17 protein-coding genes are annotated in these 18,235 nt (G+C 38.0%); 15 read left to right on the top strand and 2 right to left on the bottom strand.

Annotated elements, in window-relative coordinates; translation table 11 throughout:
• Window positions 1-7: 7 nt before the first annotated feature.
• The 4 genes from P3R27_RS05110 (at window position 8) to P3R27_RS05095 (ending at window position 1,377) form a co-directional block, all read left to right on the top strand.
• A complete protein-coding gene (locus P3R27_RS05110; protein WP_010736476.1) occupies window positions 8-259 on the top strand; it encodes an AbrB/MazE/SpoVT family DNA-binding domain-containing protein in 252 nt (83 codons plus the stop codon).
• Window positions 260-577 carry a toxin RelE gene (locus tag P3R27_RS05105; protein WP_034689897.1) on the top strand — a complete coding sequence of 106 codons (318 nt, stop codon included), beginning with the start codon at window positions 260-262 and terminating at the stop codon, window positions 575-577. It begins immediately after the preceding gene.
• 81 nt (window positions 578-658) lie between these two features.
• Window positions 659-1,021 carry a DUF1622 domain-containing protein gene (locus P3R27_RS05100; protein ID WP_010736474.1) on the top strand — a complete coding sequence of 121 codons (363 nt, stop codon included), beginning with the start codon at window positions 659-661 and terminating at the stop codon, window positions 1,019-1,021.
• Window positions 1,021-1,377 (top strand): DUF1622 domain-containing protein, encoded by a 357-nt coding sequence (locus P3R27_RS05095; RefSeq protein ID WP_301356768.1) that lies wholly within the window; start codon window positions 1,021-1,023, stop codon window positions 1,375-1,377. Before P3R27_RS05100 ends, P3R27_RS05095 begins: the two co-directional genes overlap by 1 nt.
• A gap of 228 nt (window positions 1,378-1,605) precedes the next feature.
• On the opposite strand, the gene P3R27_RS05090 is transcribed toward P3R27_RS05095, so the two are convergent.
• On the bottom strand, window positions 1,606-3,036 hold the full coding sequence (locus tag P3R27_RS05090) for a hypothetical protein (protein WP_034690518.1): 1,431 nt from the start codon (window positions 3,034-3,036) through the stop codon (window positions 1,606-1,608).
• Window positions 3,037-3,532: 496 nt separating this feature from the next.
• On the opposite strand from P3R27_RS05090, the gene tdc reads away from it, so the two are divergent.
• From tdc to P3R27_RS05075, 3 genes are all read left to right on the top strand, one after another.
• Window positions 3,533-5,368 carry a tyrosine decarboxylase gene (tdc, locus tag P3R27_RS05085; protein ID WP_126133848.1) on the top strand — a complete coding sequence of 612 codons (1,836 nt, stop codon included), beginning with the start codon at window positions 3,533-3,535 and terminating at the stop codon, window positions 5,366-5,368.
• A gap of 27 nt (window positions 5,369-5,395) precedes the next feature.
• Window positions 5,396-6,850 (top strand): amino acid permease, encoded by a 1,455-nt coding sequence (locus P3R27_RS05080; RefSeq protein ID WP_034690515.1) that lies wholly within the window; start codon window positions 5,396-5,398, stop codon window positions 6,848-6,850.
• 153 nt (window positions 6,851-7,003) lie between these two features.
• Window positions 7,004-9,553 (top strand): HAD-IC family P-type ATPase, encoded by a 2,550-nt coding sequence (locus P3R27_RS05075; protein WP_034690513.1) that lies wholly within the window; start codon window positions 7,004-7,006, stop codon window positions 9,551-9,553.
• Window positions 9,554-9,908: 355 nt separating this feature from the next.
• On the opposite strand, the gene mafR is transcribed toward P3R27_RS05075, so the two are convergent.
• A complete protein-coding gene (mafR, locus tag P3R27_RS05070) occupies window positions 9,909-11,351 on the bottom strand; it encodes a global transcriptional activator MafR (protein ID WP_034690511.1) in 1,443 nt (480 codons plus the stop codon).
• A gap of 116 nt (window positions 11,352-11,467) precedes the next feature.
• On the opposite strand from mafR, the gene P3R27_RS05065 reads away from it, so the two are divergent.
• From P3R27_RS05065 to P3R27_RS05030, 8 genes are all read left to right on the top strand, one after another.
• Entirely contained in the window at window positions 11,468-12,067 is a 600-nt protein-coding gene (locus P3R27_RS05065) for an NUDIX hydrolase N-terminal domain-containing protein (protein ID WP_034690509.1), read from the top strand.
• A gap of 68 nt (window positions 12,068-12,135) precedes the next feature.
• A complete protein-coding gene (locus P3R27_RS05060) occupies window positions 12,136-12,588 on the top strand; it encodes a MarR family winged helix-turn-helix transcriptional regulator (protein ID WP_023519026.1) in 453 nt (150 codons plus the stop codon).
• A gap of 13 nt (window positions 12,589-12,601) precedes the next feature.
• Complete coding sequence (locus tag P3R27_RS05055) at window positions 12,602-13,129, top strand: GNAT family N-acetyltransferase (protein WP_126133849.1); 528 nt, start codon at window positions 12,602-12,604, stop codon at window positions 13,127-13,129.
• Window positions 13,130-13,132: 3 nt separating this feature from the next.
• Complete coding sequence (locus P3R27_RS05050; RefSeq protein WP_126133850.1) at window positions 13,133-13,843, top strand: B3/B4 domain-containing protein; 711 nt, start codon at window positions 13,133-13,135, stop codon at window positions 13,841-13,843.
• Window positions 13,844-14,062: 219 nt separating this feature from the next.
• On the top strand, window positions 14,063-14,434 hold the full coding sequence (locus P3R27_RS05045) for a VOC family protein (protein WP_126133851.1): 372 nt from the start codon (window positions 14,063-14,065) through the stop codon (window positions 14,432-14,434).
• Between the two features lie 18 nt (window positions 14,435-14,452).
• Window positions 14,453-14,713: a hypothetical protein gene (locus tag P3R27_RS05040; RefSeq protein WP_126133852.1), complete on the top strand. Its 261-nt coding sequence runs from the start codon at window positions 14,453-14,455 to the stop codon at window positions 14,711-14,713.
• Window positions 14,714-14,939: 226 nt separating this feature from the next.
• Window positions 14,940-16,250 (top strand): NCS2 family permease, encoded by a 1,311-nt coding sequence (locus P3R27_RS05035; RefSeq protein ID WP_126133853.1) that lies wholly within the window; start codon window positions 14,940-14,942, stop codon window positions 16,248-16,250.
• A 1,473-nt stretch (window positions 16,251-17,723) separates the two neighbouring features.
• Window positions 17,724-18,008: a hypothetical protein gene (locus P3R27_RS05030; RefSeq protein WP_034690492.1), complete on the top strand. Its 285-nt coding sequence runs from the start codon at window positions 17,724-17,726 to the stop codon at window positions 18,006-18,008.
• Window positions 18,009-18,235: the final 227 nt, after the last annotated feature.

The raw sequence follows: 18,235 nt of genomic DNA, 5'->3' as shown, positions 1-18,235 counted from the left end.
AAAAAAGATGAAGAGTCTAAAGGTGAGAAAAATTGGAAACAGTGTCGGTGTCATTTTACCCAAGGAACTTGAGTTACATGAGGGGGACATTTTGAGCTATACGAAAGAAGGTACAACTTTGATAATTGATACAAAAGAAGTGATGAGAGAACAAGACCGTAAAGAAATAGAAAAAGCATTTGATGATTTCTCAAAAGGTTTGATCGTTTCCGAATCTGAAATGAAAGATACTTTTAGTAAGTATGGTTGGGGTGAGTAGATGGCATATACGATAGTGTATTCGGAGAGTTTTCGCCAGAGGTTAGAGCAGTTGATCGAGGAATGGGAAAATGAATTATTTTTATCTAAAGAAAATATACATCGTTTTATCAGGATGATCTATCAATCAATAGAACTTACTAAAAATTTTCCCGAAATGCATGAAGAAATATCTGCGTTGTATCATTTTCATGAATGTACATATCGTATATTAATCGGAAACAAATATGCCATATTTTACCGAATAGATAAAAAGAAACAGCTTATTTTGGTCGGTAATATTTTTGAGCGATGTCAGATGAAGATCAGCTTTCAATAGCTAATGGTTAGCTTTGCTAAAACTGGACGAAACTCTTTACTCTTAGTGGGATAGGAGTAGAAGAAAAAGTGGGGTGTAAAGATGTTTAGTGAAACGTTAGTCCATTTGTTGGAATGGGTGACTGCGATTTTGAATATTTTCTCGATTTTAGTCTTGTTGGTTGGTATTTTTTTAGTTTTAAAAAATTTGATGTTGGAACGTCCATTGATTAAAGATTATGCGACGCGTAATCGGCGCAATGCGGATATTCGAAAACTACTAGCTAGTTACATTTTGTTGAGTTTAGAAGTACTGATCGTGGCAGATCTCATTGAATCTGTCATTAAACCAACTTGGACAGACATTTTAAAATTAGCATTGATCATTATCATTCGCACGATCATCTCTTATTTCTTAAATTTAGAAATTGCGAGTCATGTATCGCATGAAAGAAGGGAAGTTTGATGGCGATCAGTTGGATGACACTTCTTTATCCATATCTTGAATGGTTGGTCTTGATTTTAGATATTTTTGCCATTGTGGTCTTATTATGGGGAGGCTTTCTTTCAATCAAAGATTTTTTGAAAGATTCCTTGAACCCGTCATTCAAACAAAATGAACAGATTCATCAAAATAATGGCATCAAAAAAATGCTGTGTGGGTATATCTTGTTGAGTTTAGAGATATTGATTTCTGCTGGGATCATCGAGTCGATCATCAAACCGACATTACAAGATATTTTTCAGTTGGCCGCATTAGTTGTGATTCGTACGATCATCTCTTACTTCTTGAATAAAGAAATCGGTCCAGCAGATGTCTAAGTTTGCATCATCATAGGCAGAATGGGTAAATGATATTAGTGATCACGTCTCTTAAAATTGAATAGTTTTTCAGAAAGTAACGATTATAAAAAAAGCTAGAAAAGCCAAAATCTTGTAGGATGAATTTTTGGTTTTCTAGCTTTTTTTATGGAATTGTCTAGCTTTTCACACACTTTATACGACAGAATAAATGTGTGCAAGAGTTACTATTACGAAAGTATGCCTTCCTCATGAACTACTTTTTACAAGCAGTATAATTGCTTGTTCCACTGTTTCGACTGAGATTGGAATAATTTGTTCCATGGACAAGGCCACAGGTGTGTAGAGTGTACGTTCACACAACAGCCGGTTAGATGAGGCTGCCACAAAATCGATAGCTTCTTTACTTAATTGTTTATAAATCATTGGCTCGACGGAAATGTCACATGTCGTAACAGCCTCTAAAGCTTCGCGATAAATCAGGTATTTGATATCTGAGTTGGTCACGATCCGCACAGTTAATTTTTGTTTATCTAAGCGTAAAATGCCAGTCAATTCAATAACGAATGACCGCAGACAATTTGGATTGATCTTTAATTGATAAGGAAGTGCATGGCTCCAATCGCTAACGATCCGTTTTACTTCTTCAAATAACTCTCGTTGTTCATCGGTTAATAAATGAAATTTTTCAGGTAAGAACAATTGATAGTTTTTCCAAGCAGAACGCAAAATACGTATCAAAGCACGTTCAAAAGCTTTGTTTCCAAGAAAAGCATGATCAAAATGTTGTTCAAATTGTTGGATCAATTGTTTTGTCTCTGGATTATTTTCAATAAAGACCTGATGCAGTTGGGCAAAATCCTGCTCGATTGCTTCATAAGAATCAAATCCATAATCACATAAATTGAAGAGTATCAGAATAAAATAAAATTCATTTGGTTGAAAAAATTGCTTAAACGGACTTTCTTCCCAAGCTGCAAGAACGAAATGATAAATCGGTCTCTTTTTGATTTCATCGATGAAGGATTGATCGATTGATAGCGGGGCATCTTTTTGATAGAACAGACTGATCAGAAAGCCTGTTTGCAAAATCTCTTGGGTATCCCGATCATAGATCCGCCCACTTTTTTTCGTGACTGCTTGGATAAATTCTTGCGCCTGGGTGTCAAAAGAGGCAGGAACAGAGAAATCAGGTAACGTACCTGTTCGATAGCTCCCATTTAGCAAAACCAAGCGTCTTTCGATGTCAGTAAAGTGAGGGGAATGATGTTCAATGGCGATATCGCATGCTTGAAAGTAGTCTAACACTTGTTTCTTCAATGCGTAAGCTTTGCTGACTGAAACAAATTCGAGTTCGGTTAGTTGGATATAATCTGGTTCATCTTCTAAGTAAAGAAGGCAGGTTTTTAAAAATAAAGACGGCCGAGAGAGTCGTTGCATCAATTGGAAGCGAGAAGTTGTTGGTGCGAAGTATAGAGAATAAGTTTCTTTTTCTTTGGATTGATAAATGATTTGGTCGCTCAATTCTCTACTTAATGATTTGATATCATTCAACAAAGTGGTTTGACAAACATGTAACAAAGTAGCAGTCGTTGGAAGATGGACTTCTTTGTTTACATAAAATTGTCCACAAAGAAAGAGTTGGCGTAAGAGATTTTTCTCAAGATAATGTTCAATCATGGGGAATCCTCCCTATTGTATAGTCATGCACAAGCACTTAGCTATTATGCCATGTTTTTTGTAGATACGCACCTATCATCCAATCTTTCTTAGCAAACAAGATGCTAAATTTACTTATTTTTGTTATTGTATCTGTTTTAATTAAAAAAATTGGGAACTGTTTGATAAAAAGAACCAAATAGAAAAAACAAATATGAATATTTTTCAACGAATAAGTATATTTGATTTCTTTTTTTTGTTCGTGACTTAAACGTTATAATCAATAAATTTAACCATTTTTAGTAGGAAGTTTAGACACATCGTTCGTTTTTTTTGAGCTGAAAATACAGAATAATCAGACTTTATTTTTTTTGTCTTCAAAGTAAGAACTATAAAGGTATGTTATTAAAAAAAAAATGTGAAATTTGAGCGTATAGTCAAACACGTAAACTGATCAAGAAACAACAGCCGGCTGATTATTTCCTGTGATCAGGTAACAAGAGAGGAGAAATGAATCATGAAAGATATGGACATCAAAGCCGTCTTTATTGGCGACAAAGCAGAAAATGGCCAAGTGTATAAAATGTTATTGAATAAGATGGTGGATGAACATTTAGGTTGGCGTGAAAATTATTTCCCAGCTGACCTTCCCGCAATCAGTGAAGCAGACAAATCAACAACATCTTATCTTGCGACTCGACAACATATGATGGAGGTCTTAGATGAAGTCAGTGAACGAATGCGTGCCGGTTCAATTCCTTGGCATTCAGCCGGACGTTATTGGGGACAAATGAATGCAGAAACATTGATGCCAGCTTTGTTGGCTTATCACTTTGCGATGCTTTGGAATCCTAATAACGTGGCATTGGAATCCTCAATGGCCACGTCACAAATGGAAGCAGAAATCGGAGAAGACTTTGCGAAGCTGTTCAGTATGCCGAATGGTTGGGGCCATCTGACAGCGGATGGTTCAATTGCGAATTTAGAAGGTCTATGGTATGCCCGTTGTATCAAATCGATTCCTTTAGCGGTCAAAGAAACTTACCCTGAAAAAGTGAAAGACCTATCGGGTTGGGAATTACTTAATCTATCTGTAGAAGAAATCTTAGAAATGATCGAAACATTTACTGATGAAGAATTAGATCGAGTCAAAGCTGCATCTTCACGAAGTGGGAAACACATCCAAGAATTGGGCAAATGGCTTGTTCCTCAAACAAAACACTATTCATGGATGAAAGCACTAGATATTTGTGGTGTTGGGTTGGATCAAATGATCGCGATCCCCGTTGATGACTGCTACCGAATGGATGTCCAAGTATTGGAAAAGACGATTCGTGAACTAGCTATCCAACATATTCCCATCCTAGGTGTGGTCGCTGTTGTAGGTACAACGGAAGAAGGACAAGTCGATCGTGTCGATCAAATCGTTGAACTTAGAGAAAAATTGAAAGATGAAAGCATTTATTTCTACCTTCATGTGGATGCAGCTTATGGTGGCTATGCTCGTTGTTTGTTCATGAATGAAGCGTATGAATTTGTGCCTTACGCATCATTAGCAGAATTTTATGAAGAACATCATGTTTTCCATCATGAAGTGAAAATCGAACGAAGTGTTTATGAAGGATTCAAGGCAATCAGTGAAGCAGAATCAGTGACTGTTGATCCCCATAAGATGGGCTATGTACCTTATGCGGCAGGAGGAATCACGATCAAACATAAAAGTATGCGGAATATCATCTCTTATTTTGCACCTTATGTGTTTGAAAAATCCGTTAAAGCACCGGATATGTTAGGTGCCTATATTTTAGAAGGTTCAAAAGCTGGGGCAACGGCTGCGGCAGTTTGGACAGCACACCGAGTTCTGCCTTTAAATGTCACTGGCTATGGTCAATTGATTGGTGCATCCATTGAAGCCGCTCAACGTTTCAGAGAATTTCTTGATCAATTAAGCTTTACTGTCAATGGGAAAACAATCGAAGTCTATCTATTGAATCATCCAGATTTCAATATGGTCGATTGGGCATTCAAAGTCCAAGGTTGTACAGATTTAAAAGAAATCAACCGTTTGAATGAAGAAATGTTTGATGTGTCGTCTTATATGGAAGGTGATGTGTACGCAGAACGCTTTATCACTTCTCATACGACCTTCACGCAAGCGGATTATGGCGATTCTCCAGTAGCATTTGTAGAAAGCATGGGCGTTCCACAAGAAGAATGGCAAAAAGAACAACAAGTTACTTTGTTGCGAGCTGCGATCATGACCCCCTATTTAACCGATGACAACATCTTTGATTATTATACCGAAGCCATCAAACACGCAATGGAAGAAAAATTAAGAGAAGTTCTTGCGTAGTTTTAGTGATAGAAAGAAGGATCGATCATGACAGACTCAAAATCTACCAAACAACTTTCAACGTTAACGTTTATTGGGATGACTTGCGCTTTAGTCGCAAGCGTCCGTAATATTCCTGATGTCGCTGCCACCGGTTGGACGATGTTGTTTTATATGTTAGTTGCTGTACTCTTTTATGCGTTTCCGATCTCTCTGATCTCAGGAGAGTTTGCAGGGATGTTTCCTCAAAAGGGAGGGCCAGAACTATGGGTCTCTCAATCCCTCGGTAGAAAATGGGGATTTGTCGTCTCTTGGCTTTTATGGGTTCAAATGTTTCCAGGGATGGTCATGGTTGCCTCAGCACTTGCCCCATTGTTTGGCAACATGGTCAATAACGTCCCATTGGGCTTGAATAGTAAATTCACATTACTCGTGATTTTAGTCGTTTATTGGATCATCACACTATTGAACTTAAAATTCGACATGGCAAAAATTGGAGGGAAAATCGGTGTCTGGTTGGGGTTGTATATCCCGTTGGCATTGATGCTCCTATTAGGTGTCTCAGCGTGGATCAAGGTTGGTATCATGCCAAATGGAACATTAGGGGAATTTTCTTGGGATCTTTTAGTTCCCGATCCAAGTACTGCAAAATCATTCGTTTATTTTGCACCGATCATGTTCATTTTTACTGGAATCGAAATGTCTTCTGTTTATATCACTCGATTGACACATCCAGTTAAAACTTATATACGTGGTATTTTCGCTGCGTTAGTCTTTTTATTTGTGGTAAACACGCTGAATGCGTTGGTCGTTGCCAATGTGGTCCCAAAGGGTCAAATGGAGTTGAATAATATTGCCCAATCCATTTCGATCGATTGCCAAATTCTTGGCTTACCACATATGATTGTGAACCTATTCAGCTTACTTGTATTTGTCGGTGTCGCTGTACAATTGTCCGCTTGGGCTTCTGGTCCAGCCAAAACTGTTACAGAAAGTGCAAGAAAAGGTGCGTATCCTCCTCGTTTCAATTTTTGGAAAACCAATGAATTTGATGTGTCAAAAGCGGTGATCTTGACACAATCCATTATCATTTCTGTGTTTGCACTATTCTATTTATTGATTCCAGGAGTCAATCAAGCATTTTTGATGCTAGTAAATGCAACGACAGTGATTTATTGTATCGTCTATCTCATCATGGGTGTCGCATTTTTACGCTTTAGAAAAACAAACCCAGCTACCCCACGTCCATTCCGAATTGGTAAAAAAGAGGGAAATGGGAATCTTGGTGCATGGCTTGTTGTACTAGTCTTATTTGCAGCAATCGTTTTTTCTGTCGGACTTACATTAAAAGCTGGTACGTGGATCAACTTTGTGGCTGTCGCATTGATCAGCGGCATTCTTTTTGTTGCTCCATTATGTATCGAAAAAGTTAGAAAACCTTCTTGGGAACAAGAAATAAAAAATAAATTGAGTGAACAAAAATCAACGAAGCAATCGGAGTAAAGGCAAAAATTTTCGTTTGAAAAGCAAACCCAGAAACCTGGCTCATATTAAATCACATTAATTATTTCATGTTTGCCTGAAATAATCGACATAAGAAACCCTCCTTTTTACGTATAATAAGTATTATCAAATGAAATACAGGAGGGATTGCCGATGACATGGTACAAAGAAACTGCTGAAGAAACAATGAATAAATTAAAGACGACCAAAGATGGTCTTTCAAATCAAGAACGTACCAGTCGTTTAGAAATACAAGGAAGAAATGAAATAGAGGTAAAAAAGAAAGTCAGTCCGCTTCGGAAATTTTTGAAGCATTTTACGGATTTGTTGATGATCATCCTTATGGTGGCTTCTGTTTTGAAGTTTTTAACGGGTGATTATATTGAAGGTAGTATTATTTTACTTGTAGTGATCATCAATAGTTTTGTTGGTTATTGGCAAGAAAGAAAAGCAGAAGAGTCACTCAATGGGCTAAAAAGTTTAATGAGTCAAGACGCAGTGGTTCTTTCTGAAGGCGTCAAGAAAAGTATCCCTGCCACTGAGATCGTGCAAGGGGATATAGTTAGTTTAACAGCTGGAGATGTCGTGCCTGCCGATATTCGTTTAGTCGAAACATATGGTTTGATGATCGAAGAAGCTGCGTTGACCGGTGAATCCGATGCGGTCGAGAAAATAAGTGAGCCGTTAGTCGACGAATTAGGCGCAGGAGATCAACTCAATATGGCTTTTTCAGGTACACTTGTCCAAGCTGGATCGGCACTTGGTGTCGTCGTTGAAACAGGGAATACGACGGAGATTGGAAAAATCAATCAAGCATTACAATCAGTCCAACAACAAACAACCCCTTTGGTTCGCAAGATCCATCAGTTAAACAAGCAAATCTTCAGAGGAATCGTTTTTCTAAGTTTATTCTTGATTTTCTTTACCTCATTTAGGTATGGCTTAGAGTGGAACTTTTTATTCTCAACAATCATTGCGTTGATCGTTTCTATGATCCCAGAAGGCTTGCCAGCGGTATTGACGATGATCCTCTCACTTGGGGTCAATGAAATGGCACAAGAACAAGCGATTATCAAAGGATTACCTTCTGTTGAAACACTTGGTTCAATGACGGTGATCTGTTCAGATAAAACGGGTACGTTGACCAAAAATGAAATGACTGTTGTGGAAACAATGACAGAAGATGAGACACGCTTACTTGAAATCATGAAAAATTGTCAAGAAGTGCAAACGAAAGAGGATCAAGTAGTGGAAACGTTGAGTGGCAATCCAACTGAGCTAGCTTTATTACGATACACAGCTGAACAAAATCTTCCCCTAAAAACGTCGCTTGCTAAATTGCCATTTAGCTCAAGTTACAAATATATGGCAACACTGCATGAAGAACAGGACCATGCAGTAGTGTTTGTCAAAGGAGCGCCAGAAGTTTTATTATCGAGATCTTCTTTGTCACAGTCAGAACAGCAACAATGGATCAACCAAGCATCACAACTAGCGAAAAAAGGCCAACGTGTATTAGGGTTCGCCTACAAGCAAATGCCTATTGAGCAAGAGTTAGACCATGCACAGTTGCAACAACTGACATTTGTTGGGATTGCAGGAATCATTGATCCACCAAAAGAGAGTGCGATCCAAGCGGTAAGAGAATGTCAGCAAGCAGGGATCTCAGTGAAAATGATTACTGGTGACCACAAAGACACAGCCCAAGCAATTGCGGATCAAATCGGATTGAAGCATACGAGTAATGTCCTTGAAGGAATCGATATCGATCGACTCTCTGATCAAGATTTAGCGAAGAGAGTGAGCAAAGTCGATGTCTTTGCTAGAACTACTCCGGAGCATAAATTAAGAATCGTAGAAGCTTTGCAGAAAAATGGCGAAATCGTTGGGATGACTGGTGATGGTGTCAATGATGCGCCAGCATTGAAACGAGCAGATGTAGGAATCGCTATGGGGATCAAAGGAAGTGAAGTCAGTAAACAAGCCGCAGATATGGTCTTAGGCGATGACAACTTCCATACGATCGCTAAAGCAGTCAAAGAAGGACGGCGGATTTTAGATAATTTACAAAAAACGATCAGCTTCTTCTTACCTACATCTTTAGCACAAGGCTTGGTGATCATCTGGGCATTACTTGCGAATCAGCCATTGCCTTTGACACCGATCCAAATCTTATGGGTCAATATGGTGACAACAATCACGTTATCCTATGCTTTAGGTTTTGAACAAGCAAGTAAAGACACGATGAGTCGGCCACCAAGAGATCCTAACCAAGGGATTTTGACGAAGTACAATGTTTTTCGGATTTTCTATGTGTCCCTCTTGATCATTATCCCAGCTTATTGGTTGGCAATGCAGTTTGAAGGTCAAGCCTTACAACAAACTGTTCTTTTACAAAATATTGTTGCTGCCCAAGCCGTCTATATGATCAATTGCCGTGAGCAAGTCGATGCTTCATTGAATAAAGGCTTCTTCCAAAATAAATTCTTATTTATTTCATTAGGTATTTTATTTGTCCTCCAAACTGGAGTCATTTATCTACCCTTTGCGCAACAAGTCATTGAAACAACAAGTTTGAGCTTTGCTCAACATTTACCAATCCTTGTAAATGTACTTCTATTATTTACAATCGTAGAAGTCGAGAAACGAATCAGTAAAACATGGATCAAAAGAAAAGAAAGAGAAGCTTTTGCCGGTAACTGAGAATCGTCGATCGTTTAAGAGATAAAGTCAAAGCGACAGTCTTCCCCCTAGGTTACTGTAGAGGAAGGCTGTCGCTTTTTATGGTTTAATACTTGGAGCTGAACGCTTCTTTTAAAACCTGATAAACGGTGTTCGAAAAGCTGACCTTCAACATTAAGCTAAAAAATCAAAAAATATGGGGAGCTATTTCCTCAATTTCTGCCTTAATACTTGGAGCTGAACGGCTTTTTCACAACCTAGATAAACGGTGTTCAAGAAGCAACACTTCAATAATAAGCCAAAAAAATCAAAAATGAAAAAGCCATTTTCGATTTTCCTGTCTTATTACTCAGTGCTGAACGCTTCTTTCACAACCTTACAAATAACTTCTAAATGTGAGTTCGGTCAATTGGTCGAGCTCATTTTTGGTTGGTATGGTAGAGATGTAAATGATTGGTATTGGGACTTGGTCGAGGGGGGTGTTCGAGACGAACAAGTCGTTTTTATGGAACGTGATATCAGAAAGTTGAGATAATTCTACTGGGATCAATTGAACTCGTTTCCCAAAGTAATCATTTAATTCTTGTTGCAAAAAGGCTTTCCAAGAGGGTTCGCCTTGAAAGAAGAAATACAGGTTCAATTTATTTGGACGAACGGATAAGATTGCTTGTTGGATCAAGAAGGATAGTAGGCGTAGAAAGTATTCGTCTTCTTGAATAGGCAACTCTTGTTTCAGTTGCTCAAGTAATTCTTGTTTGAATGGGTACAACTGCGGATATTGTTGCTCATATTCTTCCAAAAAATAGTGATATTGCAAATTCAGCTGCTCGATCAAGATAGGTGATTCATGGTATTTCAACAGTAACAAAATCAGGTTATCAGCAAGTTTTGTTTCGTTTAGTTTTTCTAAGTGCAAGGTATCAGCTAAATCCTGAACGAATTGTTTGATCTTGCCTGAAAAAGGATAACTTTGCAAGATATCTGCCACGGGTTCTTGGTATTGATTGTTGTAATTCCAACTTTCTAAAAAGCAAAAGAAAGCAAAAATCAATTCATCTTTTTGTAAATACACGCCTTCTAATTCATAAAGTTCGGTTAATTCAGTAGCATACGTGGAGTAAAGAGTATCTTCAGGTTTAAAGAAAGAGTCCTTGATACGGCAATTTGCCTTGACACGTATCGTGTTGATGAAAAACCAGCAAATTCCAAAGATCTCTTCTGTTTCAACAGAAAAAGGGGTTTGCTTCAAGCGTTTCAAAAAACGAAAGTAATGGGATTCATGGATGGAATAATCTTCAAAAAAATAATTATTATGAGTAAATGGCATCAAAAGACGATGATAAAACAAGCGAATCGCATTCTCAGAACCACTCATCGTACTTTTATATTTTGTCAGCTTGATCTGTAACCCATAACGAAGGAGTTGGCGATTGACTTTTCTTGTATGACGTTTCAGCGTTTCGTAAGAAAGTCCATTGACTGCTAAAAAATTGGTTGTGGAACATTCTTTTGTAAACAATAGTTCTTTGATCAATTGTACACTCACGGATTGTTTTAGAAACAATTCCCACAGATCATTGGCAAGTAGATTTTTTTGATTGAGTAAACGAATCCCTGACTGATCACTATCGATCAACCAGCCATCAGGTAATTGTGAGCGGATGACTTGTAAGTCGGAAAAAATCGTACGTTCCGTTGTATTGGTTTCTTCAGCAAGCTCATTGACAGTGATTTTGGGATGGTTCAAAAGTAATTCAATCAGCGTGACTTGTCGTTGTAAATCTTTTTCAGTGATGATTTGGTGCATGAGCGAGTACATCCAACATCCCTCCTTTTAAAACAAATTATAACACAATCCTTGACTTACATAAGCGGTTTCTTGTAGTTTTGGAGTAAGAGATAGCAACGCGGATTTATCGAAAGGAATGAATCAAAATGGCAACAAAAATCGAACAATACAAACGCTTATTAGCGATAGCAGAAGCCGGTCTCTTCTATGGCAAAGATCCATTTGACGAAGAACGTTACCAAGAATTGAAATCGATTGCTTTATCTTTATTGAGTAATGGCGAAAAGGAAATCGAAGATCAGCTTGCTTTTATTTTAGACCAAAATGAAGGATATCCCACACCAAAAGTCGATGTGCGTGCCTTCATCAAACAAGAGAATAAGATACTGCTAGTGGAAGATAGTCATACAAAAGAATGGGCATTGCCAGGTGGTTTTGCAGAAATCGGCTATTCACCAAAGGAAAATATTGGAAAAGAGGTGAAAGAAGAAACCGGGCTAACGGTGACGGTGGATCAACTACTGGCAATTTTTGATACCAATACCCGAAAAGATATTCCACAAGCCTTTCAATACTATAAAGTCATTTTTGGATGTTCGATAATCGGAGGTTCTTTTATCACGAATAATGAAACTTCAAATAGTGCCTTTTTTGCATTGGATGATTTGCCTATCCTTTCCCAAAAACGGACGACAGAAGAACAGCTTGTGATCTTAGCGAAAGGTGATTTGCCTTACTTTGAGTGATCAATATATTTTTGTTGCATTTGCAACAAAAATCAGTACAATAAAAGTACAACTAAAGGAGAGAAGAGATGGCTGAGATCATAAGAGAAATTGGCGCGATAGCACGAGCGTTAGATTCGATCAGTAATATTGAGTTCAAGGAAGTCGCTTTGACGAGGGGGCAATACCTGTATCTCGTTCGAATTTGTGAAAATCCAGGCATCATTCAAGAAAAAATAGCCGAAATGCTTAAAGTCGATCGAACGACAACTGCCCGTGCGCTGAAAAAGTTGGAAAGTAATGGCTTGATTCGACGGGTAACTGACGAACAGAACAAGAAAAACAAAAGGTGTTACCCGACAGCGCAAGGAGAAGCACTTTATCCGATGATCATCCGAGAACACCATTATTCTACGAAAGTCGCTTTAGCTGGCTTGTCTGAAGAAGAAATCCAACAGTTGGAAAGATTATTGACACACGTAAGGAAAAATATCAGCGAAGACTGGAATTTTGTAAAAAAGGGCAATAAACGCCTGTATTGAAAGGGATGTTGGAGTGGAGAAGGTAGAAATCAGACCGATTGTGGGGAGTGAAGTGGAACGTCTCCAAGCTATCAGCATTGAAACGTACACAGATACTTTTGGTGAATATAACACGCAGGCAGATATGGATGCATATCTTTCGCAAGCGTATGATTTGAAGCGATTAACAAAAGAACTGATCCATCCAGACTCAGCTTTTTTCTGGGCGCTAGATCATGGAGAAATTGCGGGTTATCTAAAACTGAACATAGGAAAAGCACAATCCGAGGATATGCCTGAGGATCATCTAGAAATTGAACGGATCTATATTCGACCACCTTATAAGAAAAAAGGGATCGGCACTCACTTGATGAAGTGGGCGTTGGCTCAAGCGAAAGCACAGGGGAAAACAGCTGTGTGGTTAGGTGTGTGGGAACATAACGATCCAGCCCAAGCTTTTTACCGTAAACATGGTTTCATACGCCAAGGACAACATGTGTTTTATATGGGAGACGATGCACAGATCGATCATATCTTAGTAAAAAAAATTAATGAGGTGTAATGAATGAAAAAATTTGTAGCAGATCCATCATTTTGGGAAGTGTTCCCAGAAGCAAAAATTGAGATCCTAACGGTAGAAGGGATCAATAACGAAGTCGTTGAAGAAAACAAAGCGGATTACTATGACAAATTGAATCGTGCTGCTAATGAAGCAAGAAATTATTTAACAGAAGAACCTTTTAGTCAAAACGAAGTGATTGCACAATGGCGTCAAGCGTTTACCCAGTTCAAGACAAAAAAAGGCGCACGTTCATCGATCGAAGCACTGCTAAAAAGAGCCAGTCAAGGTCGCGAATTTTTCCCGATCAGTCCGTTAGTGGATATCTATAATAGTATCTCTTTACGCTTTGGCGTCCCCTGTGGCGGAGAAGATCTTGACACGATCGTTGGGGATCTTCATTTAGGTAAAGCTCAAGGTGGAGAAAATTTCTTGCCATTAGGCGCAGAAGCAGATGCTCCCGCATTACCAGAAGAAATCATTTATTATGACAAAGAAGGCGCAGTTTGTCGCTGCTTTAACTGGCGTGAAGCGCAACGGACCATGTTAACAGAAAAAACGACGAACGCTGTGTTGGTGATCGAGGCAGTCAACGCACAACAAGCAGATGTTGCCGGAAAAGCAATATCTGCTTTGCAAGAAGACATTGAACGAACATTTGGTGTGTCGAGTACTAGACAAACAGTGTCGAAAGAACAACCAGAAATCACTTTGTGACCGGACACGTAGGAAATAACCAAAACGATGGAGTCACTCGTAATCTTCAAACTAAGGAAACTTGAAGATTGCAGGTGATTTGCCTTTTGATAGCTTAACACGAAAATCAGCAACGTTCGCTCAATCAACTTGTGCTTAATAGCAGTGACTTCCACTGAGTGTGTTTCCGCTTTCGTGCTATAATGAAAACAAGCTTTTATTTAGAGGAGGCGTTGTTAAATGATCCATAAATCTCGTGTCATGCTATACGTCGAAGATGTCGCATTAGTCAGTTGGTTTTTCGTTGAACAATTGAAGGCAGAAATCGTTGAAACGTTGGAATTGCCAGAGGAATATCAAAGCATTGTCTTGCGTATGTCGCAAGAATTGGAGTTGGCTATTTTTCCACGGACATTCGTTGAACGATTTTCACCAGAAGTGTTAGGACCACCACCGTCTATGATTTTCTTTACAGATAAGTTTGACGAACTTTACGAACAAATCGAAACAGCTGGGGAAATCTTGGAGAATAATGGCTTGTTGACGTTTAACTTTTCCGATCCTGAAGGAAATTTTTTTGTGATGGCAAAATTAGAATCGACAGAAAAGTAGATGAAAGGGAGACAGAAGATGAAAATCTCGATCACCGAAACACTAGAAGATTATTTCAAAAAGCAACGGATGAAAAAGAGTGATAAATTGAGAATGAAGAATTTGAAAACTGGGAAAAATCCTACCAAAGGATGGAACAAAATGGTCGATACAGGCTTCGGCGGTTTAAATTCTTTGGATTATCGTGGAAAAGGGAGTAATTTACCAATCAGCCAAATCGATAATCAGCAATTTCGTGCGGAAGAACAAAAGCGAATCGGTAAAGAAACCCATAGATAGAAGCTTCTTCAACTATTGTGTACTTAGTTTTATTTATTAGTAATTGACATACTCTTCTCTAAATGAAAGCGGAATAGGTAAATAGTAATGTTCGGATTTTTGATTAAATCCGAATTTTTTGTTTACTTATTTCTTTATTTGGGCTAATATTAAACACGTTGTTTTATTAATAAATCTAATATAGTAAGAACTTTTTTATAAATGTTCGGTTTTAGGGGGATGGATGATGAAGGAAAAGATACTTTCCTACTTCGAGATTGACGCACTGAGTACGACGGTGAAACGTGAGATACTGGCTGGTTTTACGACATTTATCTCTATGGCATATATCTTATTTGTCAATCCAACAGTGCTCGGTGCTTCGGGGATGGATGAAGGGGCAGTGTTTACTGCGACAGCATTAGCCAGTGCCATTGGCTGTATTTTGATGGGGGTCGTTGCACGCTATCCGATTGGAACAGCGCCTGCGCTAGGAATCAATGCCTTTTTTGCTTACTCGGTCTGTTTAGGTATGGGGATTCCATGGGAAACAGCATTGGCAGGAGTGTTTGTTGCTTCGTTGATTTTTATTTTGATCACCATTTTTAAATTACGTGAGATGATCATTGATGCCATTCCAACAGACTTGAAGTTTGCGATTTCTGGCGGGATTGGTTTGTTTATTGCCTTTCTAGGCTTGAGTGAAGGTGGCTTGATCGTGGCAAATGAATCAACTCTTGTTGGATTAGGTTCATTGAGTGTTGGTTCCACTTGGTTGACGATTTTTGGGTTAGTCATTACCGCGGTATTGTTAGTCCGTCGCGTACCAGGAGGGATTTTTATCGGAATGGTAGCTACCACGCTTCTAGGACTAGTCACTGGACTGATTCCTATGCCTTCACAGCTTGTTGCGGCAGCACCTAGCTTGAAACCTACTTTCCTAGTTGCATTGAAACACGTTGGTGATATCAATAGCTTACAAATGTGGGTAGTCGTTTTGACTTTCTTGTTAGTGACATTCTTTGATACAGCTGGAACATTGGTTGGTCTAGCAAACCAAGCTGGTTTCATGCAAGATAACAAAATGCCACGTGTTGGGAAAGCATTGGCTTCGGATTCTACCGCGATGTTAGCTGGTTCTTTGTTAGGTACATCGCCAGTTGGGGCTTTTGTTGAGTCATCCGCAGGGATCGCCGTCGGTGGACGATCTGGCTTAACTGCAATCACTACAGGGATTTTATTCTTGTTTGGTTTGTTTTTCTCACCATTATTATCAGTGGTGACTTCTCAAGTGACTGCACCTGCGCTGATTTTAGTTGGTGTGTTGATGGCACAATCATTACGTCAGATCGAATGGGGAAAAATGGAGATTGCTATTCCTGCCTTCTTGATCTTGATCGGTATGCCGTTGACTTATAGTATCTCAGATGGGATTGCACTAGGATTCATCTTTTATCCAATCACCATGCTAGCAGCAAAACGTGGCAAAGAAGTTTCGCCGATCATGTACGCGCTGTTCTTTGTCTTTATAGGATTCATGTGGATCTTGAATGTTTAATTGTTTTAGATAGAACTTAAGTGTTCATACGCGTTGATAGAGTGTAGGACAGTCAGGTTGTCCTTTCTCGAAAATAAAAAACGAGTCTGATTTTGATGTATTTTGTCAAAATCGGACTCGTTTTTTGTAATATACACATTTTTTATCCATGTGTTTCACTAATTTCTTTCGCTCTAATACCATGAGCGCCAATCTGATATCACTCGCCCACGTTAGCGAAAAAGTTAGCACACCAAGTGAGCCTTTAGATGACTGGTCACTGGTTCGACGAGTTTGTGACAGAAGTGTTTTGATCTGAGTAGTAAGGTAGAAAACTGAAAAATTGCTTTTTATATTTGACAATTTTTTAGCTCAATGTTGAAGGAGCTGGTTTGCAAACACCGTTTATTCGGTTTTAAGGTATGCAACAAAAAATGAATTTTATTTTTTGTCCCACCCACAAATCGAACCGTTGAAAAATAAGGACTAGAATATGACGACATGAAATGAATCGATCTTTACGATAATAAAAGTTTAAAATATATGTGGTCTTTTGAATACACTGATAAAAACTTTGTTAATTACGTAGCAGCAATCCCACCTTTTAAGCTTATAAGATTAGCGGAATTATCTAGTGATGAAGTAGTTCTAACCTAACGACGTTTGGAAATTTTATTGACTAAGTACCTGATCAGGACTGGTTAGAAAAAATTCGTCCTAGCTTGGTTGCTAAACAGATGAAAGAAGATGTTATAGATGAAGTGGTAATAATTGATCGGTACAAAGATGATGAATATTTCTAAACTAAAAGCGAACATACAAAGGAAAACGATAGGTGAGGTCACCATTTAAAAAAACAACAAATCATGATATGATTGTTTTGCAGAAAAAGAACATGTGAACACTGAAGCCCTAGAGTAGTAGGATACTCTAGGGCTTTTCTGTTTTGGTTAATGTCGCCATATTTGTTTTACTTCTTGTTGCGAGTATGTATCCAGTACTCATATGTGGCTACTAGTAAGCCGACAAGAAGGGGGCAGAAATAAAGCTAAGAACATGTGAACACCTCCTCCCAGTCACAAGACTGTAGGATAGGCGACTATTCATTTTAACATTCTAAAATTGGAATAAATATATTTCTATATTTGACGTTTAATCAATACAAACAAAGAACTTATAATGATATTATATATAATAATAAGTTAAGGAGAGAACATGGAAATATGAAAAAATAATATTGAAAATTTTCGTAGAGGTTTAAAAATAGCTCTAATTATCGGAGTAGGAATCATTTTAGTAATTATTAGTCTGAGTCAACCCGAAAAATCTAACGTTACTCAGAATACAACACAGAAGAAAAATGAAAATGTTATTCCAGAATATTCCCGTGAAATAGTCAAGCAAGAGGAATCTTCGTCAGATACAATTGAAAAAGATATAAGTGAAGAATATACAGGAAAAGAAGAAGCCTTACAGAATCTAATAACCAACTGGGTGGCTTTCCAACAAGATATTACAAGTTTTTCTCGTGAATATGTCATTAAGCATATTAATAATGATTTAATGGGGAAAAACTATGATTTAACAATGGTTGGATTCACTTCTGACAGCTTACCGGTTCATAGTGGAAATACTTTAAAAAATCTCATTAATGAAGTACAAGAAATAGTGAATAGTCAAAATATTGAACAAAGCGATTACGATGTTCGTATTCAAGAAATAAGTGATCAAGCTCAAACTAATATTCAACAACTTAAGGAGTTTAAAGAAAATATGTAGGGGTACAATTTTACGCCTGTAGAAGTTTAGATAATATTTTTATATAGCTTATTAATACAATGATTAAAAAAATATATTTCGACACAAAAAAACCAACAGGGTATAGTCTATTGAACTCCTGATAATCATCCGATAAGTCTACTTGAACATATTTTTGAACGAAACACGCCTTTATAAAAAAATATTCTCTCAGGTTTTAAACAAGACGTGAAAAAGAAAAAACAAAT

The sequence above is a fragment of the Enterococcus spodopteracolus genome, assembly GCF_030441955.1.
GTDB classification, from domain to species: Bacteria; Bacillota; Bacilli; order Lactobacillales; family Enterococcaceae; genus Enterococcus_B; species Enterococcus_B spodopteracolus.
The sequence above is the reverse complement of the archived record's forward strand: the minus strand, read 5'-3'. Positions and strand labels throughout refer to the sequence as shown.